General features: G+C 53.6%; 11 protein-coding genes and 2 pseudogenes. 11 read left to right on the top strand and 2 right to left on the bottom strand.

Annotation, left to right across the window (positions count from 1 at the left end; genetic code table 11):
* Positions 1–153: 153 nt before the first annotated feature.
* Together O2S87_RS08035 and O2S87_RS08030 are read left to right on the top strand one after the other, a co-directional pair.
* Complete coding sequence (locus O2S87_RS08035) at positions 154–588, top strand: low molecular weight phosphatase family protein (protein ID WP_475408278.1); 435 nt, start codon at positions 154–156, stop codon at positions 586–588.
* Positions 589–605: 17 nt separating this feature from the next.
* On the top strand, positions 606–1,259 hold the full coding sequence (locus tag O2S87_RS08030; RefSeq protein WP_475408277.1) for a helix-turn-helix domain-containing protein: 654 nt from the start codon (positions 606–608) through the stop codon (positions 1,257–1,259).
* 93 nt (positions 1,260–1,352) lie between these two features.
* On the opposite strand, the pseudogene O2S87_RS08025 reads toward O2S87_RS08030, so the two are convergent.
* Positions 1,353–1,985, bottom strand: a pseudogene (locus tag O2S87_RS08025) (transposase); the annotation flags it as partial.
* 160 nt (positions 1,986–2,145) lie between these two features.
* Between O2S87_RS08025 and pstS the strand changes: the two are divergent.
* From pstS to ppk1, 7 genes are all read left to right on the top strand, one after another.
* A complete protein-coding gene (gene pstS, locus O2S87_RS08020; protein ID WP_475408276.1) occupies positions 2,146–3,330 on the top strand; it encodes a phosphate ABC transporter substrate-binding protein PstS in 1,185 nt (394 codons plus the stop codon).
* Between the two features lie 10 nt (positions 3,331–3,340).
* Positions 3,341–4,321, top strand: coding sequence for a phosphate ABC transporter permease subunit PstC (gene pstC, locus O2S87_RS08015; RefSeq protein ID WP_475408275.1), 981 nt, complete (start codon positions 3,341–3,343; stop codon positions 4,319–4,321).
* Entirely contained in the window at positions 4,321–5,208 is an 888-nt protein-coding gene (gene pstA / locus O2S87_RS08010; protein ID WP_475408274.1) for a phosphate ABC transporter permease PstA, read from the top strand. The genes pstC and pstA overlap by 1 nt, the downstream gene beginning before the upstream one ends.
* A 108-nt stretch (positions 5,209–5,316) precedes the next feature.
* Positions 5,317–6,285, top strand: coding sequence for a phosphate ABC transporter ATP-binding protein PstB (pstB, locus tag O2S87_RS08005; protein WP_475408273.1), 969 nt, complete (start codon positions 5,317–5,319; stop codon positions 6,283–6,285).
* 105 nt (positions 6,286–6,390) lie between these two features.
* The gene (locus tag O2S87_RS08000; protein WP_475408272.1) at positions 6,391–7,452 is read left to right on the top strand and encodes a PhoU domain-containing protein; all 1,062 of its coding nucleotides are present in this window, start codon (positions 6,391–6,393) and stop codon (positions 7,450–7,452) included.
* 270 nt (positions 7,453–7,722) lie between these two features.
* Entirely contained in the window at positions 7,723–8,442 is a 720-nt protein-coding gene (locus O2S87_RS07995) for a metallophosphoesterase family protein (protein ID WP_475408271.1), read from the top strand.
* 65 nt (positions 8,443–8,507) lie between these two features.
* Positions 8,508–11,054, top strand: coding sequence for a polyphosphate kinase 1 (ppk1, locus tag O2S87_RS07990; protein WP_475408270.1), 2,547 nt, complete (start codon positions 8,508–8,510; stop codon positions 11,052–11,054).
* Positions 11,055–11,469: 415 nt separating this feature from the next.
* Here the strand turns inward: ppk1 and O2S87_RS07985 are convergent.
* Positions 11,470–11,643 (bottom strand): annotated as a pseudogene (locus tag O2S87_RS07985) (IS630-like element ISHwa16 family transposase); the annotation flags it as partial.
* Positions 11,644–12,083: 440 nt separating this feature from the next.
* Here O2S87_RS07985 and fmdA point away from each other — a divergent pair.
* Both fmdA and O2S87_RS07975 read left to right on the top strand, forming a co-directional pair.
* A complete protein-coding gene (gene fmdA, locus O2S87_RS07980; RefSeq protein WP_475408269.1) occupies positions 12,084–13,358 on the top strand; it encodes a formamidase in 1,275 nt (424 codons plus the stop codon).
* A gap of 24 nt (positions 13,359–13,382) precedes the next feature.
* Complete coding sequence (locus O2S87_RS07975; protein WP_475408268.1) at positions 13,383–15,038, top strand: TCP-1/cpn60 chaperonin family protein; 1,656 nt, start codon at positions 13,383–13,385, stop codon at positions 15,036–15,038.
* The last annotated feature ends 753 nt before the right edge of the window (positions 15,039–15,791 follow it).

Here is a 15,791-nt window from a genome sequence, read left to right as displayed (position 1 = left end):
ACAAGGCAACGAACCGGGCCACTGCTATTTTGATTGCACTCGACAGCTCTCGATTTATCGTCCGGTAAGTACTCGGAGTCGGCGTACCGTACTATTGAGACATATATATTTCACATACAAGCTCTCAAGTCGGCAGCAATGAATTCGTTGTCTATGATAGACGATTCGTCGGTTACCTTTGGCTTCATTTGTGTACAGAATGCTGGTCGTAGTCAGATGTCGACAGCGTTCGCCGAACGCGAGCGTGACCGTCGGGGCCTCGAAGACGATGTTGAGATCATTACCGGTGGCACCCACCCCGCCGACAGCGTTCACGACGAGGTCGTGACGGTCATGAAAGAGCTCGATATCGATCTCTCGGACCGAACGCCACGAGAAGTCTCAACCGACGAGCTCGAATCGTGTGATATCGTCATAACGATGGGCTGTTCAACACTCGAACTCGACGCCGACGACGTCGATATTCGTGACTGGGCACTGGAAGATCCAGACAGTAAAGATCTTGATCAGGTCTGTGCAATCCGAGACGATATCAAACAGCGAGTTACAAACGTGTTCGACGAAGTCGACACGAACGGCTCGAAGTAAATTTACAAACATTAAAAATGGTTTCAGTCGCTGAATACACCGTCCCATCTCAGGATTTTCCGTTCGGGCAAGCTTGTGCCAAATTTGCCGGCTCTGAGTTCGAGGTAGAATGTCTGAAAGCCAGAGACGATTCAACAGTAGTCTACTTCTGGGTTAACAATGGATCAACAGAATTCCTTGAAGAAGTAGAGCAGACCCCTTTCGAATCAGTCACACAAATTGACACCGTTGCTGATGCCTCACTCTTCCGAGCCGATCTACCAGACGACCGAGGCGGAATTCTAAAAATTCTTTGTCATATCGATGCAATTGTTGAATCTGTGAGTCGGGATTCACAGAAATGGAAAGTTCGAATTCGTACTGAATCAGCAGCGGAACTGTCGAAATTTCAACGAGACTGTCGAGAACAGGACATTGCTGTGAGGCTTACACGCTTTCCTGACCTCGTTCATTTGTATAATGGCCGTGAGTTTCAATTAACCGAGAAACAACACGAAGCGTTAACACTGGCATATGCAGAAGGCTATTTCAATCAACCGCGTGACGTGACTCTCAAAGAATTAAGCGAGAGATTGGATGTAACAGAACCTGCAGTACTGTCTCGACTTCAAAACGGACAGCAAAATCTCTTGGAAAACACAATACTCCAGTCAGTCGATGTAGGCTTATAAAACAATCGGCTGTGTTGAATCGCCATATAGTAGTGGAATTCACTGTTTCACCGCTCGCTTGATGTAATAGACGACACACATCAAAGCGATTTCTCAGAACTCACGGAACTATGATCGCGCTCACTCGGCTTCGCCATGCAAGCACTTGACATCCGAGTTCACCGTCTTGGGCATCGAACGCTTATTATACCGTTGCTCGTCGATTCTGATGTTGTGCGCGTAGTCGTAGGGTCCCAAAGGACCATACGATATTTGATAAGCGGGCTAATCTCTTGTCGGCAGCGATAGACCGGATATCGCCCGCATTCTACTCGGTGAGGTCCGCATCGCTTCCTTCTTGATTTATCGAACAATGAACGTCAAGGATGGCATGAGCGTCTGTATCCACGAGCTCCGTAACTTTCAACTTCTGCACGCAGTAGATAATTCGCTGGCAGTAATGTCAACACGCATATATTTGTCCGTTGCATGTAGTGTCGATAGTACCGTGTTTCGACGGCTCGTGCTGCTGTGTCGACTGGCACAGCAGCACTCGGTAGACAATCATACTGATCCGGCCGAACGCTTTACACAACGTGGATGGGGTGGTAGATCAGCCTTGACGCGGCCGATCTTCCCAGCTATTTGCGGAATCCACTTCACGAGGTCAACCTTCATCCAGTGTGATGTGTTGAGGTGGATCTGTAGACAATGAAGAGAAATGAGTGCGTAGTCGGCGAATATGCCTCATCGAAAAACCGCTGATCTAAGTGCACCGGTGGCTACCGATAGAGTACTATATAGCCATATTAAATTGATATTAGTAGTATGATTGATTTATAGCTATGGTACTTGTATATATCACTCATATTAAATTACTTTATTGCATCTGTCGGTCCTTCAGTTGATGGCGCAGGAATCAAAACGGCTATCAGACCGTGTATCGCGGCGGAAATTTGTTCTCGCATCGGGAATCGCTGGTGCGACTGCAATCGCTGGCTGTACCGGCGGTTCGGGCAGTTCCGACGGGGACGACGATGGTTCGAGCAGTGATGATGACGGCGGTGACGGTGGAAGCGAGGTCGACAGCATCCAGGGATCGGGCTCCTCGCTGCAGGACCCACTCCAGCAGGAGTGGACCCGCGCCTACGAGGAAGAAGAGGGTCTCCAGGTCAACTACAACAGTATCGGATCGGGCGGTGGCAGAGAAGAGCTCTCCGAGAAAACGACCACGTTTGCGGGCTCGGACGCACCGCTATCGGATGAGGAGTACGAGTCGTTCCAGGAGGACGGTGGATCGATCCACGTCCCGATCTCTCTGAGTGCGGTCTCGGTCGTTCACACGATCGAAGGCGTCGACGACCTCCGACTCACCGGTGAGGTCGTCGCCGATATCTATCTCGAGGAGATCACCACGTGGGACGACGACGCGATCGCCGAACTCAACGAGGACGTCGACCTGCCGAGCAACGAGATCAACGTCGTCCACCGATCGGACGCCAGTGGGACCTCGTTCGCGTTCACCGACTATCTCTCGAAGGTCAGTAGCACGTGGGAAGACGAAATCGGCATCAACGACTCGCCCGACTGGCCGGTCGGCCAGGGTGCCAAAGGCAGCGAGGGTGTTGCCGACACCATGCAGCAAGAAGAAAACGCGATCGGCTACGTCGCCTGGACCTACGCAGAAGGCGGCGAAATCCCGGTCGTCGAAATGCAGAACCGAGACGGCGAGTGGGTTATGCCGACCCTCGATGGGATTTCGGAGGCCGCCGCCGGTGCGGTCTCGGATCTCCCTGATGGCACCGAGTCGTGGGCCGATGTCTCGATCACCTACACGCCCGGCGAGGAGTCCTGGCCGATCAGTACCTTCACCTACAACATCCTGTACGAGGACCCCGGCGAGGCCTACGGTGGCGACATCTCGGAAGCCGAGGCACAGGCGACCAACGACTACGTCCGCTGGACGACGGGCCAGGACGCCCAGCAAGAGTACGCCCCCGACCTCCAGTACCCACCGCTGCCCGAGGAAGTCACCGAATCGGCCCACGAATCGCTCGATCAGATGATGTACAACGGCGAATCACTCGTCTAAGACACCGTCAATGAGTTCAGAATCCGAACAGTCTCCTTGGTCGACTATTTTTTCGGGACGCTCAGAGCGTCTCGGCGAGCGGGCGTTCCGCATCGTGACGATCGGCGCAACGCTGCTGGTCATCGGTACGTTCTTTTTGATCCTGCAGGGGTTGGTCGTCGAGGCGTGGCCGTCGATCATGGAGTTCGGTCCGCAGTTCATCTGGGACAGCACGTGGAGCAACTCCAACCAGGAGTTCGGGGCCTTGATCTATCTCAACGGGACGGTGATGACGAGTGCGTTTGCGTTATTGCTCTCAACCCCGATCAGCGTCGCCATCGCCGTCTTACTCACGCAGTATCTCCCCAATCGACTCCGAGACTCGATGACGTTCGTCGTCGAACTGCTCGCAGCGATTCCGAGTGTCGTCTACGGGCTTTGGGGGATCACCGTGGCCGGACCGATATTGATCCGGCAGGTCGGCCCCGCCATCGAGTCGACGCCACTCGGAGCGCTCCCCTTCTTCGGCGAGCCCAACACGATTGCGAGCATGTTCACCGCCTCGATGGTGCTGTCGATCATGATCACGCCGATCATCACCTCGTTCAGCCGTGAGGCGATGATGCAGGTGCCGGCTTCGCAGATCAATGCGGGTGCAGCCCTCGGGCTGACGCGCTGGGAGATCGTCCGCGGGGTCGTCCTGCCCTATGTCAAAGCCGGGATCTTCTCGGCGGCGATCCTCGGCCTCGGCCGGGCGATCGGCGAGACGATGGCCGTGACGATGCTGATCGGCAACACGCGACGACTCACCGTCGACTTCTTCGAGACCTCCTATACGATGAGTTCGCTGCTCGCCAATGAATTCAATCAGTCGACGGGCGCGTTACGACAGTCCGCGCTCGTCGAGGTCGGCCTGGTGTTGTTCGTCCTCGCGTTCGTCGTCAACGCGATCGCGAGACTCATCTTCAGTCGCCTCTCGAACGCAGAATCGACGAATCGAGGTGGGCTCTAATGGCGACCGACAGCTCGTCGCTTCGGACGCCGAAGGGGTCGGGAATCCGTCGTCGTCGGCTGAAAGGTCGACTCATGGTGGTGCTGTGTGGATTCGCGCTCGCACTGGCACTGGTCCCGCTGGGCGGGATCCTCTATGAGATCATGAGCCGCGGGATTCCGCTGATGTCTCTCGAGTTCCTCACTGAACTCCCACCTTCGGCGTACTCCACCGGCGGCGGTGTGAAGAACGCGATCATGGGAACGATCGCCGTCACCGCGCTGGGGACCGCGATCAGCGTGCCGATCGGCGTGCTGGCGGGGATCTACCTCAGCGAGTTCGGCGGCTCGCGGTATGCCCAGACCGTCCGCTTTCTGACGGAGGTCATGTCGAGTACGCCGTCGATCATCGCCGGTGTCGCCATCTTCTCGTTGATCGTCGTCCCGATGGGTGGGGCGACGACATTCGCCGGGGGATTCGCACTGGCGATCCTCGCGATTCCGTGGATCACGATCGGCACCGAGGACGCACTCAGTCTCGTCCCGACCGAGCAGCGACACGGGAGTCTCGCCCTCGGCGTCGGCAAGACGTGGACGGTTCTCGGGGTCGTCCTTCCCGAGGCACTCGGTGGGGTGGTCACCGGAACGATGCTCGCGGTCGCCCGGATCGCCGGGGAGACTGCGCCGTTGATCTGGACGGTCGGGAACACCGACTTCGACTTTGCGGGCTACTTCGAGCCGACCAATACGCTGTCGGTGACCGTCTACCGCTATGCGACCTCGCCCTCGGACACCTACAACCGACACGCCTGGGGAGCGGCGTTCCTGCTGGTCTCGATGATCCTCATCACGAACATTATCGCCCGAACCGTCTGGATGCGCCAACGCCGGAAGGCCAGAGGTGAGTGACAGTGCGCAACGAACGCACCTCACCGCCTACCGAGGAATCGACGACGAACAGTCGATCACTGTCGACCGACGACAGCCGACCCACAGAATCACAACTGACCCATGCCAATGACAGACAATAGCCAGCAGATCGACGACACGGCTGTCTCCGCGTCGACCTCACAGTCGACGACCGGGGTGGCTGACGACAGCACTTCGAGTGCCGAGACCACGACCGCGAGGAGCGACTCCGCGAAAACGGCCGCGTCGTCGAACGGCGAACTGACGACGTATCGCTTCGACGAACGGACCTCGATGTCGGTCCGCGATCTGAACGTCTACTACGGCGATGACCAGGCGCTCCAGGACATCTCGATCGACATTCCTGCCCAGAGCGTCACCGCGTTGATCGGCCCCTCGGGCTGTGGGAAGTCGACGTTCCTGCGGTGTCTCAACCGGCTCAACGACGAGATCAAGTCAGCGCGCGTCGAGGGCTCGATCGAACTGGACGGCACCGAGATCAACGACGAGGAGACCGACCTCGTCTCGCTGCGAAAGCGCGTCGGGATGGTGTTCCAACAGCCGAACCCGTTCCAGAAGTCGATCCGCGAGAACATCGCTTACGCCCCGCGAAAGCACGGTGACGTCCAATCGGGGCTGCTGTCGCGGTTCTTCGGTGACAGCGAGACCGAATCCGTGGACACACTCGTCGAACGCTCGCTACGCAAGGCAGCGCTCTGGGATGAGGTCTATGACCGCCTCGACGAGAGTGCCCTCGGCCTCTCGGGTGGCCAACAGCAGCGACTGTGTATCGCCCGCGCGCTCGCGGTCGATCCCGATGTCATCCTGATGGATGAACCCGCCTCCGCGCTCGATCCGGTCGCAACGGCGAAGATCGAGGAGCTCATCGAAGAGCTCGCCGAGGAGTACACGGTCGTTGTTGTCACCCACAACATGCAGCAAGCCATGCGGATCTCCGACCAGACGGCGGTCTTTCTGACCGGCGGGAAGCTCGTCGAGTACGGGGACACCGAACAGCTGTTCGACGAACCCGAAAGCGACCGTGTCGAGGAGTACATCACCGGCAAGTTCGGCTGAGAGAGCCGTTCAGCGGCTTGCGACTTACTGTATCACGATTTGTGTCGAAAACACGCTGAGACCCAGTGAATCACACCAAGACACTCCCAAACCCACGATTTAAACATGGAAACACGCAAAGTACAGAAAATCGGCAACGGAACGTACACGGTGTCGCTGCCCGCATCGTGGGCCGTCGACAACGGCCTCGAAGCCGGTGAGCCGGTCTCGTTGTACGACCACCTCGATGGGTCGCTCGTCATCAGACACACCGAGGGCGACCGGCGTCAGCTCGCGGCCGTCGAGATCGATCTCTCGGCGGCCAGCGCGAAACCTTCCGCGGTCGAAAATGCACTGATGGCGGCCTACACTGCTGGATTCAAGCAGACGACGCTCTATCCGGTCGAAACGTTCACCGAGGCCCACCACCGCGCCGCCCGCCGGATCATCCAGCGGTTGACCGGTGTCGAACTCACCGAACAGACCGGCGATCTGATACGGGCCGAAGCGTTACTGAACACACGGGAGGTCTCGATTCGTCAGTCCGTTCTCCATCTCCGGTTCATTACGCTTTCGATACACGAAGCCGCAGTGGCGGCGATTTCCAGTGATGACTCCGATGTCGGCTATCTCATCGAACGCGACGACGAGGTCGATCGGCTCTTTCGTTTGATTAATCGACACTTCAACCGATCGATGGTTGGCTTCGAAGAGCTCGATCAGCTCGACATCTCACGACCCCAGTTGTGCCGATATTTCCGTACCGCCCGCCAGCTCGAACGGGTGGCCGACCATGCGACAAAGATCGCACGGATTGGCACGGGGCTAGACCATGCCGTCGACGAGCCGCTCGCTGCTGAACTGCGTGCGCTCGGCGAGGAGGCTCGATCGATCGTCGAGATGTCCACCCTCGTCGTCGCGAACGGAGCAACCGTCGACCAGGCATACGACGCCCTCGACCAGTGTGAGGCCGTTATCGAGCAGACAGCCGAGTTCGATAGGGAACTGGTCGAGCGAGCACCGACTCAGGCGGTTCTCCTCACCCGTGTTCTCGACAGTCTGTGCCGGTCGGCGAAGTACGGTGGAAACATCGCCGAACTTGCTATTCAGGGGTCGCTTGAACCATCGAACGACATGATCGAACCCGTCAACACCTCGATCAGCGGTCTCGATAACAACTCACATTGACAACTGCGTAACTCGAATTTTCCACCCAAATGAATTAGAGTACCGGGTTCTCAGAAGAGTGTGGAAGAGTGGCTGTCACACTTGGATGAGGAGCTTTGGGACGTCTACTAGGTTAATATTATAAATTATTATAGGATCGAGATCCTCACTGTCGACGCCATTTGTACAGATACAGCCACTCTAATAGTGGATGTATGGGTATATAGATATAATTAGAAATATTATCAAGTGTTTACTTAGTACTTATCAACTTGTGCAGCAGATAGTCTCATGGCAAACTTTTCAGATACTATCGAGAGCGTCCATCACCGGGTAGCTGCTGACGAATGGGACCGTATCTTCATTGTTGGAGATCCCCACGGTTGCCGGGCAGAACTCGAAACGCTCTGTGAGAAACTTGAAATTAGCAAGACGGATCTTGTGGTTTTTGTCGGTGATCTGGTCCGAAAAGGACCCGATAGCAAGGGTGTCGTCGACCTTGTTCGGAACACACCGAATATGCTAACGGTACGTGGTAACAACGAGGAAAAGCTTCTCCGAGGTACAAAATCGTTACCTGAACTCACCGAAGACGATCTCGACTGGATTGCGTCGCTGCCAGTCGTCATCTCATTGCCGGATACGCTCGTGGTCCATGGGGGAATCAATCCGCAGAAGCCCCATATTAATCACGATATCGACGATTTACAGAATACGCGTTCGCTAGTCCCGGGTGGGAGCTATGACCCACCGTACTGGTTCGAGGAGTATGAGGGTCCCGAACGAGTCTTTTTCGGCCATACCGTTCTTGAACAGCCGATCATCCGGGAGCACGCTATTGGGCTTGACACTGGCTGTGTGTACGGCGGAGATCTCACTGCCTACAACTGGCGAACTGGCGTACTGACCACTGTGTCGTCAAATGAGACGTATGTCGATCGTCGTGACGAGAAGTTTATCGAGCCAACCCATTCTCCAGAACCGGACCAGCAGCACGCGTTGAACCGATGAATGGGTTGTTGAAGCCTAAGCTACTGCTGAACCAGCTTCGATCCCGGCTGACAGTCTTCTCGCTGATGCAATCCAACGACACTGAGGCTAACACAACTGAGAGTATGCCTGACGATACCGAAACACAGACTGACGACGAGCAATCGAACACCGACGCCAAAACGAGTTCCACAGTAACTAACGATCAGACTTCACTAGACGGCGACGAAGCGTCTTCAACTGATTGCGTGTCCTTATCGGACAATGGTAGTGACGATACCACCTCGCCGTCCAATCTTTCGCCGTCGTCGTGGCAAACTGACAATCAACCACGAACACCACCGATTGCTAAATCAGGAAATACTAACGCTCACACTGCTCTTGAGTGGGAATCGATCCGCGATGGTATCGCTCAACGTGGTGACGAACTTTCGAATCCAGCAGGTTATCTTAATCGTGAATTAAGTGAACTCTCCTTCCAGTGGCGTGTTTTGTATGAAGCTCTTGATGATGAAAATCCCCCACTTGAGCGGCTAAAATTTCTGGCTATTCTCACGAAAAATATGGATGAATTCTTTATGAAGCGAATCGGCGGCCTCAAGCAACAGATTGACGCTGAAGTAACTTACGAGACCGTCGACGGGCGAACCCCACATGAGCAATGGGAGGAGGCACTAGATTTTGCCCGACCGATTTTTGAGACCCAGTCTCGGTGTTATCACGAGGCAATCAAACCTATCCTCGCCGACAATGGGATCGAAATTGTCGAATATAAGGACCTCTCCGACAAGGAAACTGCTGTACTCCGATCATACTTCGAACGGGCGGTGCTGCCGACGTTGACACCGCTGACGTTCGATCCGGCTCATCCGTTCCCTTTCATCTCGAATCTGAGCCTCTCGCTGGCGGTGCTGTCGGTCGACGACGACGGGACGAAAAAGTTCTCACGGGTGAAGCTGCCGGAAAACCGGCCACGACTCATCCCAGTCTCTTCAACTGACGGGATCTCGGTCATGACGGATGATGTCGATAGCATCGAATACGCCGATACCGGTCGATTTGTCCGTCTTGAACAAGTGATTGCCGAAAACATTGACCTGTTGTTTCCAAATGTAGAGGTAATTGATTGTTCGACATTCAGAGTCACTCGGAACGCCGAAGTCCGGCGGAATGAGGAGGTCGCCGAAGGGCTAATCGAGATGATCGAGGATGTGCTCCGCCAGCGACGGTTCGCCACGGTCGTCCGGGTTGAAGTTGCCACTGATATGCCGAAAGAAATTCGATCACTGTTAGTCGACCAGCTGGATATCTCCGAGTGTGAGCTATTCGAACGCCCCGAACCACTCGGCTTCCAGGATTTCTTCCGACTATTGGAGCTTGATAACGAAACGCTCAAATTGCCATCGTGGGAGCCGCAGCCACATCCGCGTATTATTGGTCATGACAGCGACCGGCCGGATGACCTATTTGATGAGATTGCCAGCGACGACATCCTCGTCCACCATCCCTACCACTCGTTTACCAACACGGTCCAGAGGTTCCTCGATACGGCGGCTCACGACCCCGATACGTTGGCAATCAAGGTGGCTATCTACCGTACGGCTCCTGACTCACAAGTGATACAGTCACTGATTGAGGCGGCGAAAAACGGTAAACAAGTAGCTGTCATGGTTGAACTCAAGGCCCGATTTGATGAGGAAAACAATCTCCGATGGGTCAAACGCTTAGAAGAAGAAGGAATTCACGTTACCTACGGAACAATTGGGCTCAAAACCCACAGTAAGGTCGCTCTGGCCGTCCGCGATGAGGGTGATACCGACGACGTTGAACTCTACTCACATATTGCAACCGGTAACTACCATTCAGAGACAGCCAAAAGCTACGAAGATCTTGGGTTGTTCACTGATGACCGCGACATCGGCCAGGACCTTGTTCAACTGTTCAACTCCTTTACTGGCCACTCTCAACACGAATCTTACCGGAAACTGCTGGTTGCCCCCGAAACACTTCGGGACCACATGACTGATCTCATTCAGCGTGAAGCCGAACACTCTCGGGCTGGTCAGGAGGGCCGAATTGTCGCCAAAATGAACGCTCTTGAAGATCCCGACATCGTACGCGAATTGTACGCCGCTTCGCAGGCTGGTGTCGACATCACGCTGATAGTCCGTGGGATCTGTCGACTTCGACCGGGTATCGATGGGTTGAGCGAAACAATCTCTGTCCACAGTGTTGTCGGCCGGTTTCTCGAACATTCGCGGATATTCAAATTCGGTAATGCAGGTGACGCGGAATACTACATTGGCTCAGCTGACTGGATGACACGAAATCTTGACCGCCGTGTTGAGGCAGTTACACCCGTCGAAAACCCGACGCTACAAAATGAGTTGGATAATATTTTTGACTCATTACTCGGGGATAACCGCAAACGTTGGGAAATGGACGCTACCGGGCGCTACGTCCAACAACGACCTGGATCCCAACCGAGACAGATCGCCCACGAGAAATTAATGCACCGAGCACGTGAGGCAGTACCAGAAACGCCAATCGAATACAATACCAGCGAGTCAGATCAACGTGAGACATCAGTTGATCTCAATGAAGTGTACTTAGAAGAGCTGTTCGACTCATAGTGTAACTTCAGACCTCAACTGGCTGGGTTATGATCTCGGAGAACGTATTTTTAAGGCTGAGACAAAAATAGCACGTCGTTTATATTCCCGAAGAAGACCGCAACAAGCTTGAGTAGTTCATTTTGACCGGAGAACGAAGAGCAGAAGACATCAGGAGGGTACGTATCTCCCCTCCGGTGAAGAAATCATCTTTGATGTATCAAATCCAGTAGCTGATCCGGGTGAAAAAGTATCTTTGAGTCTTGATAAAGAACAGATACGAGTCATTGAACAGTAACGTATTGAAACATATGTTGCGCACCCGTTCGTAGAGTGTTTTATAGGCGTGAAACATAGTTGTTCCACGCTTGGCCAGTGAGGGGTAGAGAGTTTCTGTCTCGTCTTTAGCTGCTAACTAAGCCTCGAAATGCTATACTTACCGACAGAGATACTGACACACTCCGGGCGGATTAATCTCTTTCAACGCTGGGCGGAACTCACTCCGAAGTTCGTCAACTTCCCCAATATACTGATTGCCAAGAGCCGATCTGAGTTGCCGCCAACACTCTTCGGTTGGATTTAGCTTAGCCATCCCAGTCGGAAGATATAGATGCTGACGCAGCTGAACGAATCAGCGGAAGGTAACTACCCTGTGTTGACAGGCCACTACTCTTCGATATCGAGCTTCAGCCCGTGCTGCATTCGTGTTCGCAGTCTTGCACATTGAGGTTTGATCGGTCTATCGTATGACTTGATTATTTTTGGAATGCGTGTGTAATTGATCCTCCACGATGAATTTTGAGCACTCATTCATCCTTTCCTACAACAATCAGTCCGTATCGGGTTGGGTACAGTAGCCCCCACGTCAGTCAACTTCTATCTCTGTTAGACTGACTTTCGGGCCAATACTTATTTTATAAAACTAATTTTTTAAACAACAAAATTATAAATTTTCACAACGAGTTTCGCTTTTACTATATCTCATAACCCTATTTCTGAGATAGATTTATCACAGTGTGTGTAATTTTGTTGTGTGTAGGTTAATAATCAATGCCCGAGATTGCATTTGAAGTTGACGTTGACAGACCCCCGAGCGAGCAGCCGGATGCCAAACCGTTCAACCGATGGCACCCAGATATTCCAGCAGTGGCAGAAGCCGACCCCGGCGAAACGATGCGATTGGAGGCTCTTGATTGGACCGGCGGACAGATCAAAGACGATGATAACGCGAACGATGTCCGAGACGTAGATCTCACCCAGGTCCATTATTTGGCAGGTCCAGTGCATGTAAACGGTGCAGAGCCTGGAGATCTTCTCAAAGTCGAATTCCTCGATATGGGTCCACTCAATAATCGTTCAGAGTTCGGATTCACGGGCACCTTCTCCCAACAGAATGGCGGTGGATTCCTCACAGACCACTTCCCGAACGCCACGAAATCGATCTGGAACCTCGAAGGCTACACAGTGTCGTCTCGCCATATTCCAGATGTTCGCTACGAAGGAAAAATTCACCCTGGTCTTGCTGGCTGTGCGCCGAGCCAAGAACTCCTCGAAGAGTGGAACAAACGTGAACAAGAGTTGATCGACAAACACGCTGAAGATCCGGAATCGATACCAAATCATCCAACAGGGAAAGCGGAACCTGGTGTCGCAAATCCCCCTACTCCAGAAGGAGCAATGATGGGTGAAATGGATCCCGAAGAAGCCGAAGCAGCTGCTGAAGAGGCTGCTCGTACGGTTCCACCACGCGAACATGGTGGTAACCACGACATCAAAGATCTCTCAATAGGGTCTACTGTCTATTTCCCTGTCTACGTTGAAGGTGCAAAATTTGCACTCGGAGACTTCCATGCCTCTCAGGGAGACGGCGAAATCACCTTCTGTGGGGCGATTGAGATGGCAGGGTATGCTGACGTGAAGTTCGATGTGATCAAAAACGGGATGGAGAAACACGGCGTCGACCATCCAATCTTTGAGCCAGGTCACCGAGGACCCACGTTTGAGGACTACGTCACCTTCTGTGGCTACTCGGTCACCGAAGACGGCGAACAGAAATACATCGATTCTCATACCGCCTACCGGCGTGCCTCACTGCAGGCGATCGATTACCTCAAAAAGTTCGGCTACACTGGCGAACAAGCCTACCACATTCTCGGAACCGTTCCGGTTGAAGGCAGACAGAGTGGTGTCGTCGACATTCCCAACGCCTGTTCGACACTCGCTGTTCCGAAAGGAGCCTTCGAGTTCGACATCTCCCCGAGCGGCCTCGGAGACAATAGTACAGACCGCGGTAACGTTTGCGTGACTGACAACCCTCTGTCGTAGCTCTCTTACCACCCGATTTTATACATGGCAACCACACCAAAATCCACTGATAGTGCTGATTCTGAGTCTACCGAGTACGAACCGATCGAATCTGGAATTACGCTCGCAGAGGCGATTCATACGTCTCTTGGACCGAATGGAATGGACAAGATGCTGGTCGGCTCTAATGGTCGAGTTATCGTCACCAACGATGGTTCCAGTATTCTTGATCGGTTGGATATCACCGAACCAATCGGCAAGGTCTTAGAGAACATGGTCCAGATCCAAAAGCAGGCGGTTGGTGATGGGACCACGACCTCGTTAGTGCTTATTGGTGCACTCCTATCGAACGCTCAATCCCTTAGAGAAAATGGACTCCATCCGACGACTATTATTGAAGGATATCATCAAGCCGCTACATTCGCTCAGGAGCAGCTTCCGAACTACACACTTAGTCTCAGTGACGATGATGCGCGTCTCCAGAGCGTTGCGGAGACGGCTGTAACTGGTCGATGGGACGATCAATCGACTGAACTATTCGCTTCACGTACGGTCTCGGCCCTCCGTGCAGTCGATTTCGAACCACGTCGACTTTCTATTGATGCCTACCCTGGCGGTGAGCTCCGGGATTCTCATGTCATCGATGGAATCCTCGTGGATCTCGAGACATCCTCGACAACGGTCGAAGTGCTAGATTCACGTGGCCTCCAGAGTTTTACCACGCCACGTATTGCGTTGGTTGGGTCTGAAATCGCTGTTGACACTCCTAAGCGTGTCGAGAGAGCTTCGCTTACGGATCCACAACAGGTAGACGACTTCCGAAAATACGAGCAGACGGTCCGGGACACAGTCGTACAAAAGTTGCGTGCGGTAGAAGCAGATATTGTTTTCTGTCAAAAATCGGTCGACGAGGAGATCCGTTCTAAGTTAGCTTCCGAGGGTATACTCGCCGTCGAACGCACGCGGCAAGACGAATTCGATGCCATCGCTCGGTCTACAGGGGCGAGTGCTGTCCAGTCAGTCGACGAGCTGACACACCCGGCTGTTGGCTCTGCTGAATCAGTACGACGACGACAGTTTGGATCGGCGGACGTGCTCACCATTTCTGGTCAGAACAAAGAACCGCACGCAACGCTCTGTATGCGAGGTGGAACACCCCATGTTTCAGACGAGATAGAACGCATCACACAGACGTGTTCGACAGTCATCCAACACGCACATAGAGATGGATCAGTGATAGCTGGAGGTGGAGCCACAGCGATAGCGCTGGCTCAAGACCTCTTGGCATTCGCCGATAGTGTATCCGGTCGGCAGCAACTTGCAATCAGAGAATTTGCTGACGCTCTTGAACGGGTTCCAAGGGTACTCACAACGAATGCAGGAAACAATCCGATCGACACGCTCGGGGTTCTTCGCAACCGACACAACGACGGTAACTCTGGCGTTGGCATCAGTCGCTCTGGGACGCCGCATGATATGAGCGAAACTGGTGTTTTAGAGCCACGTGTGGTTTTCGAACACAGCTTACGTACTGCTTACGAAGCCGCATCGATGGTGCTCCGTGTTGATTCAGTTAAAACAGCCGCCGAGTCGAAATCGGATCATCACCATTCCGACTGTCATGGGGGTTGTGATCACCATGATCACTCAGGAACGGCACAACACTCCAGTGGCGGTTATCCGTGGGCCCTGAGTCATTGATTTGCTAGATTTCCGCTACTAATCGTTTATTCACGAAACCCCCTATCATGCAACGAGAAAATCAACTCATCCGGCATCGACAATTCCTTACGAGGCTCGAGCCGTTTTTGTTAGTTGGTATTGGTGGGTTCGCTGGCGCAAACCTACGGTATGCTCTTGACCTCATAGCTATCGCAGTGGTTATAGACTGACACAGGTACAAGAGTCGATCTCAATACTTATCTTCAGAAATGCTAACCAGCTCAAAATACATTGTGAGACGACAAATGAAACCGCTCCATGGGTGCTGACAATCGATCACACCCACTCAAGTGCTGCATTGTGTCGACTCACGTAGCTTGGATCAACACTCTTGTCTGGCAGGGCAACTTGCTGCCCGGCACGGTCGATAATTGTTCGCTGTAGTAGGTCACTCTGGGTTTCGAACTCCGGATTTACTCGAAGGCAGTAGTCGTATGTGTGGATTCTCTTTGCGTGGATCACTCAACTACATTCGTTGTACCTTCAGTTATCGGGAACAGAAGGTGTGTGGCATCGAACTACGAAACAGAGCCCTGAGCTAGAGACAATACTAAAATCTTAGTTGGGCTGCTAAGTGGATCGACTGCTGAATGCACCCTCTAAGTCTGTCTCTTACCCACAAGTTCTAACGCCGTAGCTGACCAATCAACTCCAGGAAATGGGACGCCGTTCGCGGGGCTGGCGATCAATAGCTGATGAAGATGGACAGCTGTGTGACATGGATGTCTCTGG

The sequence above is a fragment of the Halohasta sp. A2 genome (genome assembly GCF_056175805.1).
Note: the sequence above shows the minus strand (reverse complement) of the source record. Positions and strands in the feature narration are given on the sequence as shown.

Excerpts from the sequence above, each read along its gene's own strand:
- O2S87_RS08035 (WP_475408278.1), top strand. The coding sequence starts at position 154 with ATGATAGACGATTCGTCGGTTACCTTTGGCTTCATTTGTGTACAGAAT.
- O2S87_RS08030 (WP_475408277.1), top strand. The coding sequence starts at position 606 with ATGGTTTCAGTCGCTGAATACACCGTCCCATCTCAGGATTTTCCGTTC.
- pstS (WP_475408276.1), top strand. The coding sequence starts at position 2,146 with ATGGCGCAGGAATCAAAACGGCTATCAGACCGTGTATCGCGGCGGAAA.
- pstC (WP_475408275.1), top strand. The coding sequence starts at position 3,341 with ATGAGTTCAGAATCCGAACAGTCTCCTTGGTCGACTATTTTTTCGGGA.
- pstA (WP_475408274.1), top strand. The coding sequence starts at position 4,321 with ATGGCGACCGACAGCTCGTCGCTTCGGACGCCGAAGGGGTCGGGAATC.
- pstB (WP_475408273.1), top strand. The coding sequence starts at position 5,317 with ATGACAGACAATAGCCAGCAGATCGACGACACGGCTGTCTCCGCGTCG.
- O2S87_RS08000 (WP_475408272.1), top strand. The coding sequence starts at position 6,391 with ATGGAAACACGCAAAGTACAGAAAATCGGCAACGGAACGTACACGGTG.
- O2S87_RS07995 (WP_475408271.1), top strand. The coding sequence starts at position 7,723 with ATGGCAAACTTTTCAGATACTATCGAGAGCGTCCATCACCGGGTAGCT.
- ppk1 (WP_475408270.1), top strand. The coding sequence starts at position 8,508 with ATGCAATCCAACGACACTGAGGCTAACACAACTGAGAGTATGCCTGAC.
- fmdA (WP_475408269.1), top strand. The coding sequence starts at position 12,084 with ATGCCCGAGATTGCATTTGAAGTTGACGTTGACAGACCCCCGAGCGAG.
- O2S87_RS07975 (WP_475408268.1), top strand. The coding sequence starts at position 13,383 with ATGGCAACCACACCAAAATCCACTGATAGTGCTGATTCTGAGTCTACC.